The sequence below is a fragment of the Enterobacter cloacae complex sp. 2022EL-00788 genome (assembly GCF_026627565.1).
GTDB classification, from domain to species: Bacteria; Pseudomonadota; Gammaproteobacteria; order Enterobacterales; family Enterobacteriaceae; genus Enterobacter; species Enterobacter pasteurii.
In genome coordinates this window covers 193,836-213,393 of sequence record NZ_JAPNMC010000009.1, presented here as the reverse complement: position 1 = coordinate 213,393, position 19,558 = coordinate 193,836, and the positions used below count along the sequence as shown (strand labels likewise).

The window sequence follows — 19,558 nt, the reverse complement described above, 5'->3', positions numbered from 1 at the left end:
GGAGAGGGGATATGTTTTTACTCAGCCTGAAGCTTAGCTGGCGGTGCAGAGTGATAGTGCGCGTCCGCTTCAGCAAAGCGTTTCTGCATCGCGGCAGACGGCGCTTTACCCAGCAGGCTGAACACCACAATCCCGATGCTGCCGAAGATGAAGCCCGGAATGATTTCATACAGCCCCAGCCACGCGAACTGTTTCCAGACGATGACGGTCACCGCACCGATAATCATCCCCGCCAGCGCGCCGTTGCGGGTCATGCGTGACCACAGCACGGAGAACAGCACCACCGGACCAAACGCGGCGCCAAAGCCCGCCCAGGCGTAGCTTACCAGGCCCAGCACGCGGTTCTCCGGGTTCGCCGCCAGGGCGATGGCAATCAGCGCCACCAGCAGCACCATAAAGCGCCCTACCCATACCAGCTCTTTCTGGCTTGCGCCCTTGCGCAGGAAGGCCTTGTAAAGATCTTCCGTGATGGCGCTGGAGCACACCAGCAGCTGGCAGCTCAGGGTGGACATCACCGCCGCCAGGATGGCGGAGAGCAGAATACCGGCAATCCACGGGTTAAACAGGATCTGCGCCAGCTCGATGAACACGCGTTCGGCGTTCTGGTTCACCGCGCCCGCCTGTGCCGGGTTGTTATTGAAGTAGGCAATGCCGAAGAAGCCGACCGCGCACGCGCCCGCCAGGCACAGGATCATCCACGTCATGCTGATGCGGCGCGCGTGGACGATGGTGTGGTGGGAATCCGCCGCCATAAAGCGCGCCAGAATGTGCGGCTGACCGAAGTAGCCCAGCCCCCAGCCCATCAGGGAGACGATGGCCACGAAGTTCAGCCCTTTCAGCATGTCGACGTTTTCGATGCTCTTCTGCTTGATGACTTCGAGCGATTCGCCAAAGCCGCCGACGGTGAAAATCACAATTACCGGGGTCAGGATCAGCGCGAAAATCATCAGGCTCGCCTGCACGGTATCGGTCCAGCTTACCGCCAGGAATCCGCCCACGAAGGTATAGAGGATAGTCGCGGCCGCACCGGCCCACAGCGCCGTTTCATAGCTCATGCCGAAGGTGCTTTCAAACAGGCGCGCGCCCGCCACGATGCCGGAGGCACAGTAGATGGTGAAGAACAGCAGAATAACTACCGCCGAGATAATGCGCAGAATACGGCTGTTATCCTCAAAGCGTCCGGTGAAGTAGTCCGGCAGCGTCAGGGCGTTGTTGTTGGCTTCGGTATGCACGCGCAGACGGCCTGCCACCAGCTTCCAGTTGATCCACGCGCCAACGGTCAGGCCGATGGCGATCCAGCTTTCGGAGATGCCGGAGATGAAAATTGCGCCCGGCAGGCCCATCAGCAGCCAGCCGCTCATGTCGGATGCGCCCGCAGAGAGCGCGGTTACCATCGGGCCCAGGCTGCGCCCGCCCAGTATGTAGTCGTCAAAGTTTTTAGTGGAACGCCACGCCAAAAACCCTATCAGGATCATGCCAAAAATATAAACGAGAAATGTCACCAGCATCGGTGTGCTAATAGCCATTCAAATTCTCCAAAATGTCGAGCGACAGCCGTCCGGGCTGCCTTGTTATGTCATCACCGGAACGTAGTGATGTGTGTATGTGTTTCCGTTGGGCGCGCTATCCTGCCGTATACGCCTCCCACTGACAAACGATTTAACACTGCATTTACATGAATTTCATCCCTGGTTTTATACGTCTTTCCTATAGGTTGCACTCGCTCACGCTTTTACGGGTTGCACCTTTAAAAAGTGTTAAGCACCGCATAAAAACTGGGCCCGACAACATCGACCGGTGCATTTTCTCAGCTAACTAATCGTTAACAATCCATTCATTTTCCAGCTTGCAGACCAGGTCACATTTAACACGGTTGCACAAAGTTGCAACATGGTGGATATTTCACGCTATCTACAGAACGCTATTACAGAACAACAGGAGTTTTGGCATGGGGATGACCACCATGGGGGTTAAGCTTGATGACGCTACCCGCGAACGGATTAAAAACGCGGCGACCCGCATTGACCGCACGCCGCACTGGTTAATCAAGCAGGCGATTTTTAACTATCTGGAAAGGCTGGAGAGCGAAGACGGTCTGCCGGAGCTGCCTGCCCTGCTGGCGGGCGCGGCGAACGAAAGCGAAGACGCCGCGACGGCTGTTGAAGAGAACCATCAGCCGTTCCTCGAATTTGCCGAGCAGATCCTGCCCCAGTCCGTCAGCCGCGCCGCCATTACCGGAGCCTACCGTCGTGCCGAAACCGATGCCGTGCCGATGCTGCTGGAGCAGGCCCGCCTGCCGGAAGCCGTTGCCGCCCGGGCGCACAGCCTGGCGTACCAGCTGGCCGACAAGCTGCGTAACCAGAAAACCGCAAGCGGCCGCGCCGGGATGGTGCAGGGCCTGCTGCAGGAGTTCTCCCTCTCCTCACAGGAAGGCGTGGCGCTGATGTGCCTGGCGGAGGCGCTGCTGCGTATCCCCGATAAGGCTACCCGCGATGCGCTGATCCGCGACAAAATCAGCAACGGCAACTGGCACTCCCACATTGGCCGCAGCCCGTCGCTGTTCGTCAACGCCGCCACCTGGGGCCTGCTGTTTACCGGCAAGCTGGTCTCCACCCATAACGAAGCCAACCTGTCACGCTCCCTGAACCGCATCATCGGCAAGAGCGGCGAGCCGCTGATCCGCAAGGGCGTGGACATGGCGATGCGCCTGATGGGCGAGCAGTTCGTTACCGGAGAAACCATCGCGGAAGCGCTGGCGAACGCCCGCAGGCTGGAAGATAAAGGTTTCCGCTACTCCTACGACATGCTGGGCGAAGCGGCGCTGACCGCCGCCGACGCGCAGGCCTATATGGTCTCCTATCAGCAGGCGATCCACGCCATCGGTAAAGCGTCTAACGGTCGCGGTATTTATGAAGGCCCCGGCATTTCCATTAAGCTTTCCGCCCTGCACCCGCGCTACAGCCGCGCGCAGTACGACCGGGTGATGGAAGAGCTGTACCCGCGCCTGAAGTCCCTGACCCTGCTGGCCCGCCAGTACGACATCGGCATCAACATCGACGCCGAAGAGGCCGACCGCCTGGAGATCTCCCTCGATCTGCTGGAAAAACTCTGCTTCGAGCCGGAGCTGGCCGGCTGGAACGGCATTGGCTTCGTTATCCAGGCCTACCAGAAGCGCTGCCCGTTCGTCATTGATTACCTGATTGACCTGGCCAGCCGCAGCCGTCGCCGCCTGATGATCCGTCTGGTGAAAGGCGCGTACTGGGACAGCGAAATCAAGCGCGCCCAGATGGAGGGCCTGGAAGGCTATCCGGTATACACCCGCAAGGTCTACACCGACGTCTCCTATCTCGCCTGTGCGAAAAAGCTGCTCGGCGTGCCGAACCTGATTTATCCGCAGTTTGCCACCCACAACGCCCACACCCTGGCGGCGATCTACAGCCTGGCGGGGCAAAACTATTATCCGGGACAGTACGAGTTCCAGTGCCTGCACGGCATGGGTGAACCGCTGTACGAGCAGGTGACCGGTAAAGTGGCCGACGGCAAGCTGAACCGCCCGTGCCGTATCTATGCTCCGGTGGGTACTCACGAAACCCTGCTCGCGTACCTGGTGCGTCGCCTGCTGGAAAACGGCGCGAACACCTCCTTCGTTAACCGCATCGCCGACACCACCCTGCCGCTGGACGAGCTGGTGGCCGATCCGGTGCAGGCGGTTGAAAAAATGGCGGCGCAGGAAGGCCAGATTGGCCTGCCGCATCCGAAGATTGCCCTGCCGCGCGAGCTGTATGGCGCAGGCCGCGTCAACTCGGCGGGCCTGGATCTGGCGAACGAACACCGTCTGGCGTCGCTCTCCTCTGCCCTGCTCAACAGCGCGCTGCAGAAATGGCAGGCCAAGCCGATCCTTGAGCACTCCGTTGAGGACGGCGACATGCAGCCGGTGATCAACCCGGCCGAGCCTAAGGATATCGTCGGCTACGCGCGTGAAGCGACCGAAGCGGAAGTGGACCAGGCGCTGGAGAGCGCGGTAAACAACGCGCCAATCTGGTTTGCCACCCCGCCGCAGGAGCGCGCCGCGATTCTGGAGCGTGCCGCGGTGCTGATGGAAGATCAGATGCAGTCGCTCATCGGCATTCTGGTGCGCGAGGCGGGTAAAACCTTCAGCAACGCCATCGCCGAAGTGCGCGAAGCGGTCGACTTCCTCCACTACTACGCCGGTCAGGTGCGCGATGATTTCGACAACGAAACGCACCGCCCGCTCGGCCCGGTGGTCTGTATCAGCCCGTGGAACTTCCCGCTGGCGATCTTCACCGGCCAGATTGCCGCCGCGCTTGCCGCAGGCAACAGCGTGCTGGCAAAACCGGCGGAGCAAACGCCGCTGATTGCCGCGCAGGGCATCAATATCCTGCTTGAAGCGGGCGTGCCGGCGGGCGTGGTTCAGCTGCTGCCGGGCCGCGGTGAAACCGTCGGCGCTAAGCTGACGTCCGATAACCGGGTGCGCGGCGTGATGTTTACCGGCTCCACCGAGGTGGCCTCCCTGCTGCAGCGCAACATTGCTACCCGTCTGGATGCGCAGGGCCGTCCAACGCCGCTCATCGCCGAAACCGGCGGCATGAACGCCATGATCGTTGACTCCTCTGCCCTCACCGAGCAGGTGGTGGTTGACGTGCTGGCCTCCGCGTTCGACAGCGCCGGTCAGCGCTGCTCCGCCCTGCGCGTGCTGTGCCTGCAGGACGACGTGGCCGACCACACGCTGAAGATGCTGCGCGGCGCAATGGCCGAATGCCGCATGGGCAACCCGGGCCGTCTCACCACCGACATCGGGCCGGTGATCGACGCGGAAGCCAAAGCCAATATTGAAAACCATATTCAGACCATGCGCGCCAAGGGCCGTCCGGTGTTCCAGGCGGTGCGCGAGAACAGCGAAGATGCCCGCGAATGGCAGACCGGCACCTTCGTGCCGCCTACGCTGATTGAGCTGGCAAGCTTCGACGAGCTGAAAAAAGAGGTCTTTGGTCCGGTGCTGCACGTGGTGCGCTACAGCCGCAACAGCCTCAACGAGCTGATCGACCAGATCAACGCCTCCGGCTACGGCCTGACGCTCGGCGTGCATACGCGTATCGACGAAACCATCGCGCAGGTTACCGGCAATGCCAAAGTCGGCAACCTGTACGTCAACCGCAACATGGTCGGCGCGGTCGTGGGCGTGCAGCCGTTCGGCGGTGAAGGCCTCTCCGGCACCGGTCCGAAGGCTGGCGGCCCGCTTTACCTGTATCGTCTGCTGGCGAACCGCCCGGAAAACGCGCTGGGCGTGACGCTGGCGCGCCAGGACGCTGACTATCCGGTGGATGCGCAGGTGAAAGCCGTGCTGACCCAGCCGCTGGAGGCGCTCGTTAAGTGGGCAGAAAACCGCCCTGAACTGCGCGCCGTTGCTCAGCAGTACGGCGAGCTGGCGCAGGCCGGTACCCAGCGTCTGCTGCCGGGTCCAACCGGCGAGCGCAACACCTGGACGCTGATGCCGCGCGAGCGCGTGCTGTGCGTGGCGGATAACGAGCAGGACGCCCTGGTGCAGCTGGCTGCCGCGACGGCTACCGGCTGTGAGGTGCTATGGCCGGAAGATGCCCTGCATCGCGATCTCGCTAAGCAGCTGCCAAAAGCGGTCTCGGCCCGCATTCGCTTTGCCAAGGCCGACGCGCTGCTGGCCCAGCCGTTTGACGCGGTGATCTACCACGGCGACTCCGACCAGCTGCGCGAGCTGTGCGAGCAGGTCGCGGCCCGCAGCGGGGCGATTGTTTCGGTGCAGGGCTTTGCGCGCGGGGAAACCAACCTGCTGCTGGAGCGCCTGTACGTGGAACGTTCGCTCAGCGTCAACACCGCGGCGGCAGGCGGTAACGCCAGCCTGATGACAATCGGCTAACGCTGTGCTAATAAGGCTCCGGAGACGGAGCCTTATTTTATTGGGGAGAGTATGAAACGATTTCTTATCGCAGGGGCAGCCCTGCTGCTGAGCGCCAGCGCGCTGGCCGACGAGTGCGGCAACGCGACCACCCAGGCTGAACTGAACGCCTGTAGCGCGCAGCAGTACCAGGCCGCGGATAAAAAGCTTAACGAGACGTATCAGGCCGCCATCAAGCGCGCGGCAGCGCCCCAGCGCGACCTGCTTAAAAAGGCGCAGCAGGCGTGGATTACCCTGCGCGACGCGGACTGCGCGTTTATCGGCTCGGGTACGGAAGGCGGAAGCGTTCAGCCAATGATCGTGAGCCAGTGTCTGGCTGAGAAAACCGTAGAGCGCGAAGCGTTTCTGGCCTCGCTGATGCAGTGTGAAGAGGGCGACCTAAGCTGTCCCCTCTCCCCATAGGGGCGAGGGAGAAAAGACAGCACAGAACAGTCCCCTCTCCCCTTGGGAGAGGGTTAGGGTGAGGGAAACTAGCGCACGCGGATCCCTTCGATAATCATCCGCTGCACGTTTTCGAGGGTGCTCTGGAAAAACACCTCGTCCTGGAGCGTTTTTCCGGTTACCGCCTCAACCTGGGCCGCGAAGTCAGCGTAATGCTGGGTGGAGGCCCAAATCATAAAGATCAGGTGCTGCGGATCGACGGGGGCCAGCTTGCCGCTGGCGACCCATCCGGCAATAATCGCCGATTTATCGTCCACCAGCTGCTTTAAATCTCCCGTCAGCTCGGCCTGCAGCAGCGGCGCGCCCTGCAGCATCTCCAGACAGAACAGCCGCGAGGCCTGCGGATAATCGCGCGATACCTCCAGCTTCAGGCGAATGTATTCCCCGATTGCCACCAGAGGAGCCAGCTCTTCGCGAAACGCCTTAAGCGGCGCAAGCCAGATATCCAGGATCTGCTGCATCACGGCCACGTACAGGGCCTCTTTCGACGGGTAGTAGTAGAGCAGATTGGTTTTGGACACCCCGGCCTGCTCCGCCACCTGCTCAAGGCGCGTGCCGTGAATGCCAAACTGCGAAAACGTCTCCAGCGCGGCGCTGAGGATCGCCTGCTTCTTGGCGCTCACCGCCTGCGAACGTTTACCGGGTGTTTTCACTGCGCCTTGCGTCATTTCCGCTCTCCATTTTCTTTTCTGCGCTCAGCATAGCAAAACCGCCGTCTCGCCACGACCCTGTGCACCCCCATCGCGCATGAGTGCCTGTTTTGTGTGCAATGTTTTTGACCATTCAGTCCACATTTAACCGTATCAAACCATCAACCCGTGATTAACACATTAATAACATAGCAATTTTCAAAACTGGCACTCCCTTTGCAAAACACCGTTACACCTGCGACGTAATGAAGAGAGGTTCGTGATGAAAATTGGCGTATTTGTACCGATCGGCAACAACGGCTGGCTTATCTCGACCACTGCCCCGCAGTACATGCCGAGCTTTGAGCTGAACAAAGCCATCGTGCAGAAGGCGGAGCACTACCATTTCGACTTTGCCCTCTCGATGATCAAGCTGCGCGGCTTCGGCGGCAAAACCGAATTCTGGGACCACAACCTGGAGTCCTTCACCCTGATGGCCGGGCTGGCCGCGGTGACCTCCCGCATCCAGATCTACGCCACCGCCGCCACGCTCACCCTGCCCCCGGCGATCGTGGCGCGCATGGCCTCCACCATCGACTCCATCTCCGGCGGACGCTTTGGCGTCAACCTGGTCACCGGCTGGCAAAAGCCGGAGTACGAGCAGATGGGCATCTGGCCGGGTGACGAGTATTTCTCGCGTCGCTACGACTACCTGACCGAATACGTGCAGGTGCTGCGCGACCTGTGGGGCACCGGCAAAAGCGACTTCAAGGGTGACTTCTTCACCATGAACGACTGCCGCGTTAGCCCGAAGCCGTCAGTGCCGATGAAGGTCATCTGCGCCGGCCAGAGCGACGCGGGGATGGAATTCTCGGCGAAATACGCCGACTTCAACTTCTGCTTCGGTAAAGGCGTGAATACGCCTGCCGCCTTCGCCCCGACCGCCGCGCGGATGAAAGAGGCCGCCGACAAAACCGGGCGCGACGTCGGCTCCTACGTGCTGTTTATGGTCATTGCCGACGAAACCGACGACGCCGCCCGCGCCAAATGGGAGCGCTATAAGGACGGCGCGGACGAGGAGGCGCTGAGCTGGCTTACCGAGCAGAGCCAGAAGGATACCCGCTCCGGTTCGGACACCAACGTTCGCCAGATGGCCGACCCGACGTCAGCCGTCAACATCAACATGGGAACCCTGGTGGGCTCGTATGCCAGCGTCGCCAGAATGCTCGACGAGGTGGCCGCCGTACCCGGTGCGGAAGGCGTGCTGCTGACCTTCGATGATTTTCTCACCGGGGTGGAAACCTTCGGCGAGCGCATTCAGCCGCTGATGCAGTGCCGCGCCCACATTCCCGCCGTGACGAAGGAGGTGGCGTAATGACGACCCTTAACGCTCGCCCGGAAGCCATCACCTTTGCGCCAGCGCAGAGCGCGCTGATCGTGGTGGATATGCAAAACGCCTACGCCAGCCGGGGCGGTTATCTGGATCTGGCGGGGTTCGACGTTTCTTCCACCCGGCCGGTGATTGAGAACATCAAAACCGCCGTCGCGGCTGCCCGCGCGGCAGGCATGCTGATTATCTGGTTCCAGAACGGCTGGGACGACCAGTACGTGGAGGCCGGCGGCCCCGGCTCGCCCAACTTCCACAAGTCGAACGCCCTGAAAACTATGCGCAAACGGCCAGAACTCCAGGGCAAGCTGCTGGCGAAAGGCGGCTGGGACTATCAGCTGGTGGATGAGCTGGTGCCGCAGGCCGGGGATATCGTGCTGCCGAAACCGCGCTACAGCGGCTTTTTCAACACGCCGCTCGACAGCCTGCTGCGCAGCCGGGGCATTCGTCACCTGGTCTTCACGGGCATTGCCACCAACGTCTGCGTGGAGTCGACCCTGCGCGACGGCTTTTTCCTCGAGTATTTCGGCGTGGTGCTGGAAGACGCTACCCATCAGGCCGGGCCGGATTTCGCGCAGAAAGCCGCCCTGTTCAATATCGAAACCTTTTTTGGCTGGGTGAGTAACGTCGCGGACTTCTGCGACGCGCTGGATCCGCCGCTGGCCCGTATCGCCTGAGGAGAACCGCTATGCCTAAATCCGTGATTATTCCGCCGGGCACCGGTACCCCGATTGCCCCGTTTGTCCCCGGCACGCTCGCTGACGGCGTGGTATACGTTTCCGGCACGCTGCCGTTTGATAAAGACAACAGCGTGGTGTTTATCAACGACCCAAAGGCGCAAACCCGCCACGTTCTGGAGACCATCAAATCCGTGATCGAAACGGCGGGTGGCACCATGGAGGACGTGACCTTCAACAGCATCTTTATCACCGACTGGAAAAACTACGCCGCGATTAACGAGGTCTACGCGGAGTTTTTCCCTGGCGATAAGCCGGCGCGGTTTTGCATCCAGTGCGGGCTGGTGAAGCCCGAGGCGCTGGTTGAAATTGCCACCGTTGCGCACATCGCGAAGTGAGGCGGCCATGAAGCTTACCCTTTCACCGCCGCCCTTTGAGGGCGCGCCCGTGGTGGTGCTGATTGCCGGGCTCGGCGGCTGCGGAAGCTACTGGCTGCCCCAGCTCGCCGCGCTGGAGCAGGAGTATCAGGTGGTGTGCTACGACCAGCGTGGCACGGGGAATAACCCGGATACCCTGCCGGAAGGGTATACCCTCGCGCAGATGGCTGACGAGCTGGCGCAGGCGCTGGCCGCCGACGGCATCACCCGCTACTGCGCGGTCGGCCACGCGCTGGGGGCGCTGGTCGGCATGCAGCTGGCGCTCGACAGGCCTGATGCGCTCATCGCGCTGGTTTGCGTCAACGGCTGGCTCGCCCTCCATGATCATACCCGCCGCTGCTTTAGCGTTCGCGAACGTCTGCTGCAGGCGGGCGGCGCGCGGGCGTGGGTCGAGGCGCAGCCGCTGTTTCTCTATCCCGCAGGCTGGATGGCCGCCCGCGCCCCGCGCCTGGAGGCCGAAGAGGCGCTGGCGCTGGCCCATTTTCAGGGCGAAGCCAACCTGTTGCGCAGGCTGAACGCGCTGAAACAGGCCGACTTCAGCCTCCACGCCGCACGCGTTCGCTGCCCGGTGCAGATTATCTGCTCCACCGACGATCTGCTGGTGCCGTCCGTCTGCTCAGCTGAACTGCGTGCCGCCCTACCGCACGCCCACAAAACGGCCATGCGTCAGGGCGGGCACGCCTGCAACGTCACCGAGCCGGACGCCTTTAACACCCTGCTGCTGAACGGGCTTGCCAGCCTGCTGCACAGCCCCGAACCCGCTTTATAAGGAGCTTTGATGAGCGAAGCCATTAGCCCTACCGCGCTGGAGACGCTGTTCACCGGCGCCCGCACCCACAACGGCTGGCTGGATATGCCGGTCAGCGACGAGACGCTGCGCGAGATCTACGACCTGATGAAGTGGGGGCCCACCTCCGCCAACTGTTCGCCGGCGCGCATCGTGTTTGTCCGCAGCCCGGAGGGCAAAGAGAAGCTGCGCCCGGCGCTCTCCAGCGGCAACCTGACGAAAACGCTTACCGCCCCCGTCACGGCGATTGTCGCCTGGGACGGCGAATTTTATGAGCGCCTGCCCGAGCTGTTCCCGCACGGTGATGCCAGAAGCTGGTTTACCACCAGCCCGGCGCACGCCGAAGAGACGGCCTTTCGCAACAGCTCGATGCAGGCCGCCTACCTGATTTTTGCCTGCCGCGCGCTCGGGCTCGACACCGGACCGATGTCCGGCTTTGACCGACAGAAAGTCGACGAGGCCTTTTTTACCGGCACGCTGCTTAAAAGCAACCTGCTGATCAACATCGGCTACGGCGACTCGCGCAGCGTTTACGGACGATTGCCGCGCCTGACCTTCGAAGACGCCTGCGGGCTGGCGTAAGGAAAACTATGATGACACCTGATAAGCAAACCTTTCGCGACGCGATGGCCTGCGTGGGCGCCGCGGTTAATATCATCACCACCGACGGCCCGGCGGGCAGGGCGGGCTTTACCGCCAGCGCGGTGTGCAGCGTCACCGATTCACCGCCCACCCTGCTGGTGTGCCTGAACCGCGGCGCGTCCGTCTGGCCCACGTTTAGCGAAAACCGCACCCTGTGCGTTAACACGCTGAGCGCAGGGCAGGAGCCGCTCTCCAACCTGTTTGGCGGTAAAACGCCGATGGAGGATCGGTTTGCCGCCGCCCGCTGGCAGACGGGAGATACCGGCTGCCCGCGTCTGGAGAATGCACTCGCCTCGTTTGACTGCCGCATCAGCCAGGTGGTCAGCGTGGGCACCCACGACATTCTGTTTTGCGACATTGCATCAATCGTTCGCCACCCCGCCCCGCAGGGGCTGGTGTGGTTTGACCGCGGCTACCACGCCCTTATGCGCCCCGCCTGTTAACCCGCCTTAAGGAGGCAGAACATGTTCGGATTTCCCCACTGGCAGTTGAAATCGACCTCCACTGAAGCAGGCGTGGTCGCGCCGGATGAAAGGCTCCCGCTCGGGCAGACGATGGTGATGGGCGTGCAGCATGCGGTTGCGATGTTTGGCGCTACGGTGCTGATGCCCATGCTGATGGGGCTGGATCCTAACCTCTCCATTTTGATGTCGGGTATCGGTACCCTGCTGTTCTTTTTTGTCACCGGCGGGCGCGTGCCCAGCTACCTTGGCTCCAGCGCGGCGTTTGTTGGCGTGGTGATCGCCACCACCGGGTTTAACGGCCAGGGGATCAACCCCAACCTGAGCGTCGCCCTCGGCGGCATCATCGCCTGCGGGCTGGTCTATACCCTGATCGGTCTGGTGGTGATGAAGGTTGGTACGCGCTGGATAGAGCGGATGATGCCCCCCGTCGTGACCGGCGCGGTGGTGATGGCGATTGGCCTTAACCTCGCGCCGATTGCGGTGAAAAGCGTTTCCGGCTCGCCGTTTGAGAGCTGGATGGCGGTAATTACCGTGCTGTGCATCGGCGTGGTCGCGGTCTTTACCCGCGGGATGATCCAGCGGCTGCTGATCCTGGTCGGGCTGATTGTTGCCTGCCTGGCTTATGCTCTGCTGGCGAATGGTCTGGGGCTGGGCAAACCGGTAGATTTTACCCTGCTGCATCAGGCGGCCTGGTTCGGCCTGCCGCAGATAACGTCCCCCACCTTTAACGCCCAGGCGATGATGCTGATCGCGCCCGTGGCGGTAATTCTGGTCGCTGAGAACCTGGGCCACCTGAAGGCGGTCGCGGGGATGACCGGGCGCAATATGGATCCGTACATGGGGCGCGCGTTCGTCGGTGACGGGCTGGCGACCATGCTTTCCGGCTCGGTCGGCGGGAGCGGCGTCACCACCTACGCGGAAAATATCGGCGTTATGGCGGTGACCAAAGTCTACTCCACGCTGGTCTTCGTGGCGGCGGCAGCCATCGCGGTGCTGCTCGGCTTTTCACCAAAATTCGGCGCGCTTATCCATACCATCCCCTCCCCGGTGATTGGCGGCGCATCGATTGTGGTATTTGGCCTGATTGCCGTCGCCGGGGCGCGTATCTGGGTAGAGAACCACGTCGATCTGAGTCAGAACGGTAACCTCATCATGGTGGCGGTGACGCTGGTGCTGGGGGCGGGTGATTTCGCCCTGACGCTGGGCGGGTTTACGGTTGGCGGGATCGGCACGTCGACCTTCGGCGCGATCCTGCTTAACGCCCTGCTTAGCCGACGCGACGTGGCCGTGCCGCAGGGTAAGGTTGTGCGTCAGGAGCCGTGACATTCTGTGTCGGGTAACGGCTATGCCTTACCCGACCGGTCCGTTACGTAAGTTCAGCAGAAGGTAACGCGATCATTCTTGCTCAAATAATCGTTCGATAGATTTTGTGGGAAAGAACAGAGCGTTGCTGTTTTCTCCCTTCAGCGGGATAAAACCCTGCTTCAGATAAAACCTTTGCGCCTGTTCATTCAGGGCATCCACAAATATTCCGTGTACACCCACGGCCTGCGATGCCAGATACACCACTCGCATAGCGTGTGCAACAAGGGTTGTTCCCCACTCGTTTCCCTGGAGTGCTTTATGTATGGCGAGACGTCCCAGCGTCACGCTGGGTACGTTGCTGTAAGGGATGCGACGCTGCTGAGTGCTGGACGGAAGCATCGTTTTTTCAAAGCAGCTTCCGGATAACGTGTAATAGCCCAGGACGTGTGGACGGTGGCGTTCTTTAAGCAGGTAGCCTCGTAAAATACGTCCGTTATGCTGACGCACCAGATGTTCTTTAAGAAAGGTGTTGAGCGAGGGTTCACCACAATCGAAATCCTCGAAATTATAATCGGTTCCCTCTGACAGCATTTCGATCGTGAGATTGACCACCACGCTTCACTCCATGTTACGAAGACGTTCTGCCGCTCGCTTCAGCCGTTCATTTGGCTCTGGCGGATTGTCGATGGCATCCATCACCGCATTCCATGATGCTTCGTTTAATACGAGACGCCGATGCTGTTCGATGACTTCTGCAGCGCGCTCCGACGCGCTGTTCACCATAAACTGGGTGATCGTTTGATTGGTCATCGCCGCCGCTTCTTCAATCATAGTTTTGTCTTCGTCCGTTAAGCGAAGATCGATACGCTGTTTTTTAAGTGCTGGCATGGTGTCTTTCATCGTGTACGGTATTCATCCGTACATATCGTAGGTAAAGCCGCGCTTTTTTTCAATCAAAACCTTACTCCACGGTCAAATCGCTGGCTTCAGTCCTACGCTTTTTGAGTTTGAGCTCGCTGACCAGCACCCCGGCAATAATAAACGCCCCGCCTAACAGCGCCAGCAGCGGCAGACGCTCGCCGGCGATACGTCCGAAAATACCGGCCCATACCGGCTCTCCGGTATAAATGACCGTCGCGCGGGTCGGAGATACGCTACGCTGCGCCCAGTTCATGGTGACCTGAATGATAGCGCTGAAAATGCCCAGCCCCAGCGCCACCACGATAAGCCCGGTGGACATCGGCGGGACGGACTCCCCTGCCGGCACCATCGTCGCGAACGCCACCAGCGATGCGGTGGCAAGCTGCACGACCGTGACGCGCTTGACGTCCACCTTTCCCGCCCAGGCGCTAATCAGAATGATTTCCGCCGCAATGGCAACGGCGCCCACGAGGGTGATGATCTCGCCCGGCCCCAGCGCCAGCAGGTTATTTTCCGGCCCGGCTAACAGGATCAGACCGATAAACGCCAGCACGATGCCGGTGCACGACATCAGGCCCGGTATTCTGCCCAGGCACAGCCACTGCAGCAGCGGCACCAGCGGCACGTACATGGCGGTGATGAAGGCCGATTTACTGCTGGAGATAGACTGGAGCCCCCACGTTTGCAGGCTGTAACCCATGGCGATTGCCACGCCAATGGCGACACCCGCCTTAAGCTCACGGAGGGTCAGCCCGCGCAGGGTTTTAAGGGATATAAGCGCCACGGCAATCGCCGCCGTTGCGAAGCGCAGCCCGACAAAGAAAAACGGATCGCTCATCGTGACCGCGTACTGAACAGCGAGAAACGTTCCGCCCCAGAACATGGTGATCAGAATAAGAATGGCTTCCTGAGGCTTAATGGAGAAGGTAAAACGAGAAGCGGACATGGGGCACCGACGCTAAGAATCAAACCTGTAGTGTGCGATGCATCAGACGACAGTTCAATGTAGCAGGCATAAAAAAACCGCCGGGAAACCCGGCGGCAGGGGGTCAACCCGGCGTACTACTTGTTGCTGCTGCCGTGGCTATTTTTACCCCCTTTTTTACCAGCCTCTGACGCGCGCTGAGGGTCATTTTTAAAGTTACCCCCGCTGGACTGGCCACCTTTACGACCTGCTTCTGATGCTCTTTCACGGTCTTCAGCGAAATTACCTGAACCACCACGATGGTTTGCCATCTCGAACCTCCAGAGTGTGAAACATTAGACATCATATTGCATTCAGTAAAAGAGGATTCTTTCACCTCGCGGCTCAAGGACAGTGCCTTTATCTGTGCCGCGTGAAGTTAAGCTTAGTGTAATGCGGCCATCCGGCAAGCGAGAGGTAATATTCTGCAACATGATCTCAGCCTTTCGTATGAGATATCGCGCCGCTTATTCATAAGCCTTTCTTATCTTTTGAAAAATCTCTCCAGCCAAAGTTGTTTCATTTTGCTACAGCCAGCCTCAGGAAAAGATATTGTTATATATCAAATAAATGCCGTTCATTTTTGCAGTCTCGCCGTGATGTCATATCTTTAAAGTAACGCAGCGATTCGCTGTAAGAAAAACCAACGAGGAGTGATGCAAAATGGCAAAAGTTCTGGTGCTCTATTATTCCATGTATGGACACATTGAAACCATGGCTCACGCGGTAGCAGAAGGCGCAAACAGAGTAGACGGCGTTGAGGTTGTGGTAAAACGCGTACCGGAAACCATGCAGGCGGAAGCCTTCGCCAAGGCCGGCGGGAAGACGCAAAACGCCCCGGTGGCGACCCCGCAGGAGCTGGCGGAATACGATGCCATTATTTTTGGCACCCCTACCCGCTTCGGCAATATGTCTGGCCAGATGCGCACCTTCCTCGATCAAACCGGCGGGCTCTGGGCCTCGGGCGCGCTATACGGCAAGCTTGCCAGCGTATTCAGCTCGACCGGCACCGGCGGCGGCCAGGAGCAGACGATTACCTCAACCTGGACTACCCTTGCACATCATGGGATGGTGATTGTGCCCATTGGTTACGGCGCGCAGGAACTGTTCGATATTTCACAGGTACGTGGCGGAACGCCGTACGGTGCCACAACGATTGCCGGCGGCGACGGTTCACGTCAGCCGAGCAATGAAGAACTCACGATCGCCCGCTATCAGGGTGAATACGTCGCGGGTCTCGCTAAAAAACTGAACGGCTAACCCAACAGGAGGACAAGTATGCCAACGCAAGAATCCAAGGCTCACCACGTGGGTGAATGGGCAAGTTTACGCAACACCTCTCCGGAGATTGCCGAAGCTATCTTTGAAGTCGCCAACTATGACGAAAAGCTGGCGGAGAAGATTTGGGAAGAAGGCAGTGATGAAGTGCTGGTTCGCGCCTTCGAGAAAACGGACAAAGACTCGCTCTTCTGGGGTGAGCAAACCATCGAACGTAAAAACGTCTGAACGTTCCCCCCGCTCCGGCGGGGGGTTTTCTTCTATTTCGCCGCGCTGTTCATTACCGCATTGAATTTATCGATCGGGCAGAAGCCGTTCGCATCCACCGGGCAACCCTTAAGCTCCAGCGTTACGCGCTGCGCGGGGGACTGCAGCGACAGCACGCTGGCGTTCCGCAGCTGGGCTGAACTCTGGTAGACATACTCAATTTTCATGAGCTCGCGGTTGGCGTTTTTGTCGTGCCAGCGCTGGAAGACAATTTTGCCGCCGATTGGGGTGCGCTCCTGCTGGTCGTGCAGCTGATACGACTTAAAATCCAGCGCCGTCAGCAGCGAGGCGATATTGGAGTCATGCCCCACCAGCAGGGTAATTTTTGGCGCTTTTGCCTGTCCGGTCACCAGCGCATTATCGATGTACTTCACCAGCGGTTTAGCGACGTTTTGCGCGACGTCCGTCGAGGTAAAGAGCGAGTCCTGATAGCCATTTTTCAGCTTCGACAGCACGCGCCACTGCTGATCGGTTTTGATCTCGCCCCAGGCCACCCGATCTGCCGGGAAACCTTCGTAATACTGCAGGGTGAAGGCGTCCACCAGCGAGTTACCTACCTTCAGCGGCCCGGACACGCCCGGCTCCTTCTGGTAGTCGGCGCTGAAGGTATCTTTCGCCTCCGTCAGGGAGCAGACTTTTTTCTCCCTGCAGGACGGCGAGTCGCTGTAGTTCGTCAGCTGTTCCAGCAGCCTGTAGCTTTCATCAAGCTGCATTTTCTGCCGCTCCGTCTCCATCGCCTTCAGCGCCTTCTCGCGAAACGCGGGGGAATCGTCGGTAATGACCGGATTGAAGGTAGGATCCATGGTGCCCATCTTTTCCTGATGATGTACGGGAACATCGCACCCCGGGAACGCGCCGGCGATAAAGAACTGCGCGGTCGCCACGGTGCGCTGCAGGCTGTTGGCGTAGGCATAAACGGTGTCCGCTGGCGGACATTCTCCCGTCTTCACCATCCCCTGCTCTGCCAGCCACTCGCGCATGTAGTGGCCCATATACACTTCCAGCACGCCACCCTTGGTGGTCAGCTGGCCGCCAGGGACGTCCCACTCCGGCCACTGCTTCGGCGTGGATTGTTCCAGCACGCTGCCGTTGTTGGCGAGCGGCGCGCGCAGGTTGTGACGGCTCATTATCAGCACCTGCTGTAGCTGATATCCCTCAGGCGTCTCCTGGGCCTGTGCGCCCGTCGTTATGGAAAGCGTGCCCGCCACGGCGACAGCAAGTAGTGCTCTTCTCATCCCTATTTCCTCACACGTTTTTATTGTTACGCGGAGTGTGACAGATCCGTGACGGTTTTTTCGGGAAGCATTTCTCAAACTGATGATTACCTGCCGAGACGATCGCCGTATTGTTCCACCCAGTCGGCCAGCGGGGAGAGGGCATTTTGCAGGGTTAGCCCCAGCCCGGTGATTTGATACTCCACGCGCGGCGGGATTTCCGGGTAGACCGTCCGCGTTACCAGCCCGCGCTGCTCAAACAGGCGCAGCTGTTTCGTCAGCTCTTTTTGGGTGATGGGGGCCGCCGCACGCAGCAGATCGCCAAAACGTACGGGGGAATTGATCACAATCAGACGGTAGAGGATCGGGATTGCCCATTTACCGGAAATCAGGTTTACAAACTGCGTCATCGGACAGGCATGCACCGCCGATTTTTTTTCACAACACGCATTCAGCATTTCAGCCATATCACACCTTTTGCCTCTTTAGTATCCAATTGGTACCTGGTTTCCTTTCGATACTAACGTTTCTATAGTGCTTTCTCCAGAGACATTTCAGGAGAAGAAAATGGGTCGTTTAGCAGATAAATATACGCTGATTACCGGCGGGACCAGCGGTATCGGTCTCGCCACCGCGCAGGCGTTTATTGCCGAAGGGGCGCGGGTTGCCGTTACCGGGCGCAACCCGGAAACCCTCGCCGAGGCAGAGCGCATCCTGGGCGATAACGCCTGGGTGATCCCGGCCGATGCGGGTGACGCTGCGGCGCAAAAAGCGCTGGCGGAGACGATTGCCGCCCGCTGGCCGCGGCTGGATGCGGTGTTTATTAACGCCGGTGACGTGACGCACGCGCCGCTGGAAGCCTGGCAGGAGGAGGCCTGGGATCGGCTGATGGGCATTAACCTGAAGGGACCGTTCTTTTTGATTCAGGCGCTGCTCCCGCTGCTCAGTAACCCGTCTTCGGTGATTTTGTGCGGCTCCGTAAGCGCGCGCATCGGCCTCCCTTCCAGCAGCGTCTATGCCGCGAGCAAGGCCGCCCTGCTGTCGCTGGCGCGTACGCTGTCGGCGGAACTGCTGCCGCGCGGGATCCGCGTGAACGGCCTGAGCCCTGGCCCGGTGGAAACCCCGGCGTTTACGAAGACGGGCTTAAGTGAAGAGACGCTCAACGCAATGGTCGGGGAAATCATTAAACTGGTTCCGCTGGGCAGAATGGGTACCACCACGGAGCTGGCGAAGGCGGCGCTCTATCTGGCGTCCGATGAGTCAAGCTACACCGTAGGCACCGAACTGCTGGTGGACGGCGGAATGGGAAGTCTGTAAGTCAAAAGGCGCTGATGCCGGTCACCACGCCGACATACAGCGCCGCCCACAGGCAGGCAGAAAGCAGGCTGACGGTGTAAACCTTCACCGCGCTCATTCTCAGCATGCCCGCCGCCAGCGGGACGATATAGCGCAGCACCGCCAGAAAGCGCGACGTAAAGAGCACCAGCACGCCGTTTTTTCGTAACCGGTGCTGCACGCGTAGAAATTTATCGGCATGCCTGGCGGTAAAGCGCGTGACCCAGGGCGTATGCCCCATCAGCTGGCCGATATGGTAATTCAGCACCGATCCCACGGTGGCCCCCATCGCCACGGCAAGCCACGCCAGCCCGGGGGGCAGGCTCGACTGGCTAACGGCTATCCCCGCCAGCAGCATCACCGACGCGGGCGGCAGCACCGAGGAGATCAGCACCGTTGATTTACTCAACGCCATCACGACGAGCAGCGCGAACAGCTGCGCCGGATAGTGCGCAAAATGCATCAGCAGTGTGTCCAGCCATGCCATTTTACTCTCCTCGTCAACCATTTAATTCCCCATTAGAAATGAAAAAAGTTAAATAAAGCCTCAACGTCTTTTGGATATTATTCATTTAAACGATTCTTAAACATTATTAAAATTCTTCAGCAGCCATTTTAAATATGCGTATTATTCGTCACGTTTTACAACGATCTCGTTATGGCGAGGCTCCTGTACAAATACACGTTATCGCTCTGGTGGGTTCGAGAGAACCGGCACAGGGTAAAACAGGCACTGTCGAATCAAGGCTTTGTCAGTATAACTTCCCTTACGGGATACGGTGTACAGTGCTGAACCCAGGACGTGGGGATCTCCTCTTCGACATGCCCTGTCTTGCTCGCCCCTGAGAGATGTTATTATT

21 protein-coding genes and 1 riboswitch are annotated in these 19,558 nt (G+C 59.8%); of the genes, 12 read left to right on the top strand and 9 right to left on the bottom strand.

Annotated features, from left to right (window positions below; translation table 11 throughout):
• Positions 1-17 precede the first annotated feature (17 nt).
• On the bottom strand, positions 18-1,526 hold the full coding sequence (gene putP / locus OWK27_RS16020; RefSeq protein WP_267590757.1) for a sodium/proline symporter PutP: 1,509 nt from the start codon (positions 1,524-1,526) through the stop codon (positions 18-20).
• A gap of 422 nt (positions 1,527-1,948) precedes the next feature.
• Here putP and putA point away from each other — a divergent pair, with 422 nt between their 5' ends.
• Both putA and OWK27_RS16010 read left to right on the top strand, forming a co-directional pair.
• The gene (putA, locus tag OWK27_RS16015) at positions 1,949-5,911 is read left to right on the top strand and encodes a trifunctional transcriptional regulator/proline dehydrogenase/L-glutamate gamma-semialdehyde dehydrogenase (RefSeq protein WP_267590756.1); all 3,963 of its coding nucleotides are present in this window, start codon (positions 1,949-1,951) and stop codon (positions 5,909-5,911) included.
• Positions 5,912-5,962: 51 nt separating this feature from the next.
• Positions 5,963-6,352: a lysozyme inhibitor LprI family protein gene (locus tag OWK27_RS16010; protein WP_193356328.1), complete on the top strand. Its 390-nt coding sequence runs from the start codon at positions 5,963-5,965 to the stop codon at positions 6,350-6,352.
• A gap of 68 nt (positions 6,353-6,420) precedes the next feature.
• Here the strand turns inward: OWK27_RS16010 and rutR are convergent, their stop codons facing one another.
• Positions 6,421-7,059, bottom strand: coding sequence for an HTH-type transcriptional regulator RutR (rutR, locus tag OWK27_RS16005; RefSeq protein ID WP_267590755.1), 639 nt, complete (start codon positions 7,057-7,059; stop codon positions 6,421-6,423).
• 244 nt (positions 7,060-7,303) lie between these two features.
• On the opposite strand from rutR, the gene rutA reads away from it, so the two are divergent.
• The 7 genes from rutA to rutG are packed head-to-tail and all read left to right on the top strand — an operon-like array spanning position 7,304 to position 12,737.
• Positions 7,304-8,395 (top strand): pyrimidine utilization protein A, encoded by a 1,092-nt coding sequence (rutA, locus tag OWK27_RS16000; RefSeq protein WP_242174561.1) that lies wholly within the window; start codon positions 7,304-7,306, stop codon positions 8,393-8,395.
• Complete coding sequence (gene rutB / locus OWK27_RS15995; RefSeq protein WP_148420880.1) at positions 8,395-9,084, top strand: pyrimidine utilization protein B; 690 nt, start codon at positions 8,395-8,397, stop codon at positions 9,082-9,084. Before rutA ends, rutB begins: the two co-directional genes overlap by 1 nt.
• Before the next feature lie 11 nt (positions 9,085-9,095).
• On the top strand, positions 9,096-9,482 hold the full coding sequence (rutC, locus tag OWK27_RS15990; protein ID WP_148420882.1) for a pyrimidine utilization protein C: 387 nt from the start codon (positions 9,096-9,098) through the stop codon (positions 9,480-9,482).
• Between the two features lie 7 nt (positions 9,483-9,489).
• Positions 9,490-10,290, top strand: a complete 801-nt coding sequence (gene rutD / locus OWK27_RS15985; RefSeq protein WP_267590754.1) for a pyrimidine utilization protein D — start codon at positions 9,490-9,492, stop codon at positions 10,288-10,290.
• 9 nt (positions 10,291-10,299) lie between these two features.
• Positions 10,300-10,890, top strand: a complete 591-nt coding sequence (locus OWK27_RS15980) for a malonic semialdehyde reductase (protein ID WP_148420886.1) — start codon at positions 10,300-10,302, stop codon at positions 10,888-10,890.
• 8 nt (positions 10,891-10,898) lie between these two features.
• The gene (gene rutF / locus OWK27_RS15975) at positions 10,899-11,393 is read left to right on the top strand and encodes an NADH-dependent FMN reductase RutF (protein WP_176610670.1); all 495 of its coding nucleotides are present in this window, start codon (positions 10,899-10,901) and stop codon (positions 11,391-11,393) included.
• A 21-nt stretch (positions 11,394-11,414) separates the two neighbouring features.
• On the top strand, positions 11,415-12,737 hold the full coding sequence (gene rutG, locus OWK27_RS15970; protein ID WP_267590753.1) for a pyrimidine utilization transport protein G: 1,323 nt from the start codon (positions 11,415-11,417) through the stop codon (positions 12,735-12,737).
• Positions 12,738-12,809: 72 nt separating this feature from the next.
• Here the strand turns inward: rutG and OWK27_RS15965 are convergent, their stop codons facing one another.
• The 4 genes from OWK27_RS15965 to OWK27_RS15950 all read right to left on the bottom strand — a co-directional run bounded on the left by OWK27_RS15965 (position 12,810) and on the right by OWK27_RS15950 (position 14,876).
• The gene (locus OWK27_RS15965) at positions 12,810-13,334 is read right to left on the bottom strand and encodes a GNAT family N-acetyltransferase (protein ID WP_176610672.1); all 525 of its coding nucleotides are present in this window, start codon (positions 13,332-13,334) and stop codon (positions 12,810-12,812) included.
• A gap of 3 nt (positions 13,335-13,337) precedes the next feature.
• Positions 13,338-13,607, bottom strand: coding sequence for a DUF1778 domain-containing protein (locus OWK27_RS15960; protein ID WP_148421116.1), 270 nt, complete (start codon positions 13,605-13,607; stop codon positions 13,338-13,340).
• A 73-nt stretch (positions 13,608-13,680) separates the two neighbouring features.
• Complete coding sequence (locus OWK27_RS15955; RefSeq protein WP_267590752.1) at positions 13,681-14,586, bottom strand: DMT family transporter; 906 nt, start codon at positions 14,584-14,586, stop codon at positions 13,681-13,683.
• Between the two features lie 116 nt (positions 14,587-14,702).
• Positions 14,703-14,876, bottom strand: a complete 174-nt coding sequence (locus tag OWK27_RS15950; protein ID WP_032639520.1) for a general stress protein — start codon at positions 14,874-14,876, stop codon at positions 14,703-14,705.
• 391 nt (positions 14,877-15,267) lie between these two features.
• Between OWK27_RS15950 and wrbA the strand changes: the two genes are divergently transcribed.
• Positions 15,268-15,864, top strand: coding sequence for an NAD(P)H:quinone oxidoreductase (gene wrbA / locus OWK27_RS15945; protein WP_176610674.1), 597 nt, complete (start codon positions 15,268-15,270; stop codon positions 15,862-15,864).
• Positions 15,865-15,882: 18 nt separating this feature from the next.
• Positions 15,883-16,110 (top strand): YccJ family protein, encoded by a 228-nt coding sequence (locus OWK27_RS15940; RefSeq protein WP_148420895.1) that lies wholly within the window; start codon positions 15,883-15,885, stop codon positions 16,108-16,110.
• A 32-nt stretch (positions 16,111-16,142) separates the two neighbouring features.
• Here OWK27_RS15940 and agp read toward each other — a convergent pair whose 3' ends face one another.
• Together agp and OWK27_RS15930 are read right to left on the bottom strand one after the other, a co-directional pair.
• Entirely contained in the window at positions 16,143-17,384 is a 1,242-nt protein-coding gene (gene agp / locus OWK27_RS15935; protein WP_267590751.1) for a bifunctional glucose-1-phosphatase/inositol phosphatase, read from the bottom strand.
• An 86-nt stretch (positions 17,385-17,470) separates the two neighbouring features.
• Positions 17,471-17,830 (bottom strand): winged helix-turn-helix transcriptional regulator, encoded by a 360-nt coding sequence (locus tag OWK27_RS15930; protein WP_176610676.1) that lies wholly within the window; start codon positions 17,828-17,830, stop codon positions 17,471-17,473.
• A 100-nt stretch (positions 17,831-17,930) separates the two neighbouring features.
• Between OWK27_RS15930 and OWK27_RS15925 the strand changes: the two genes are divergently transcribed.
• On the top strand, positions 17,931-18,680 hold the full coding sequence (locus tag OWK27_RS15925) for an SDR family oxidoreductase (RefSeq protein ID WP_176610677.1): 750 nt from the start codon (positions 17,931-17,933) through the stop codon (positions 18,678-18,680).
• 1 nt (position 18,681) lies between these two features.
• Here OWK27_RS15925 and OWK27_RS15920 read toward each other — a convergent pair whose 3' ends face one another.
• The gene (locus tag OWK27_RS15920) at positions 18,682-19,185 is read right to left on the bottom strand and encodes a DedA family protein (RefSeq protein WP_267590750.1); all 504 of its coding nucleotides are present in this window, start codon (positions 19,183-19,185) and stop codon (positions 18,682-18,684) included.
• A 158-nt stretch (positions 19,186-19,343) separates the two neighbouring features.
• Positions 19,344-19,513, top strand: a riboswitch (M-box (ykoK) riboswitch).
• The last annotated feature ends 45 nt before the right edge of the window (positions 19,514-19,558 follow it).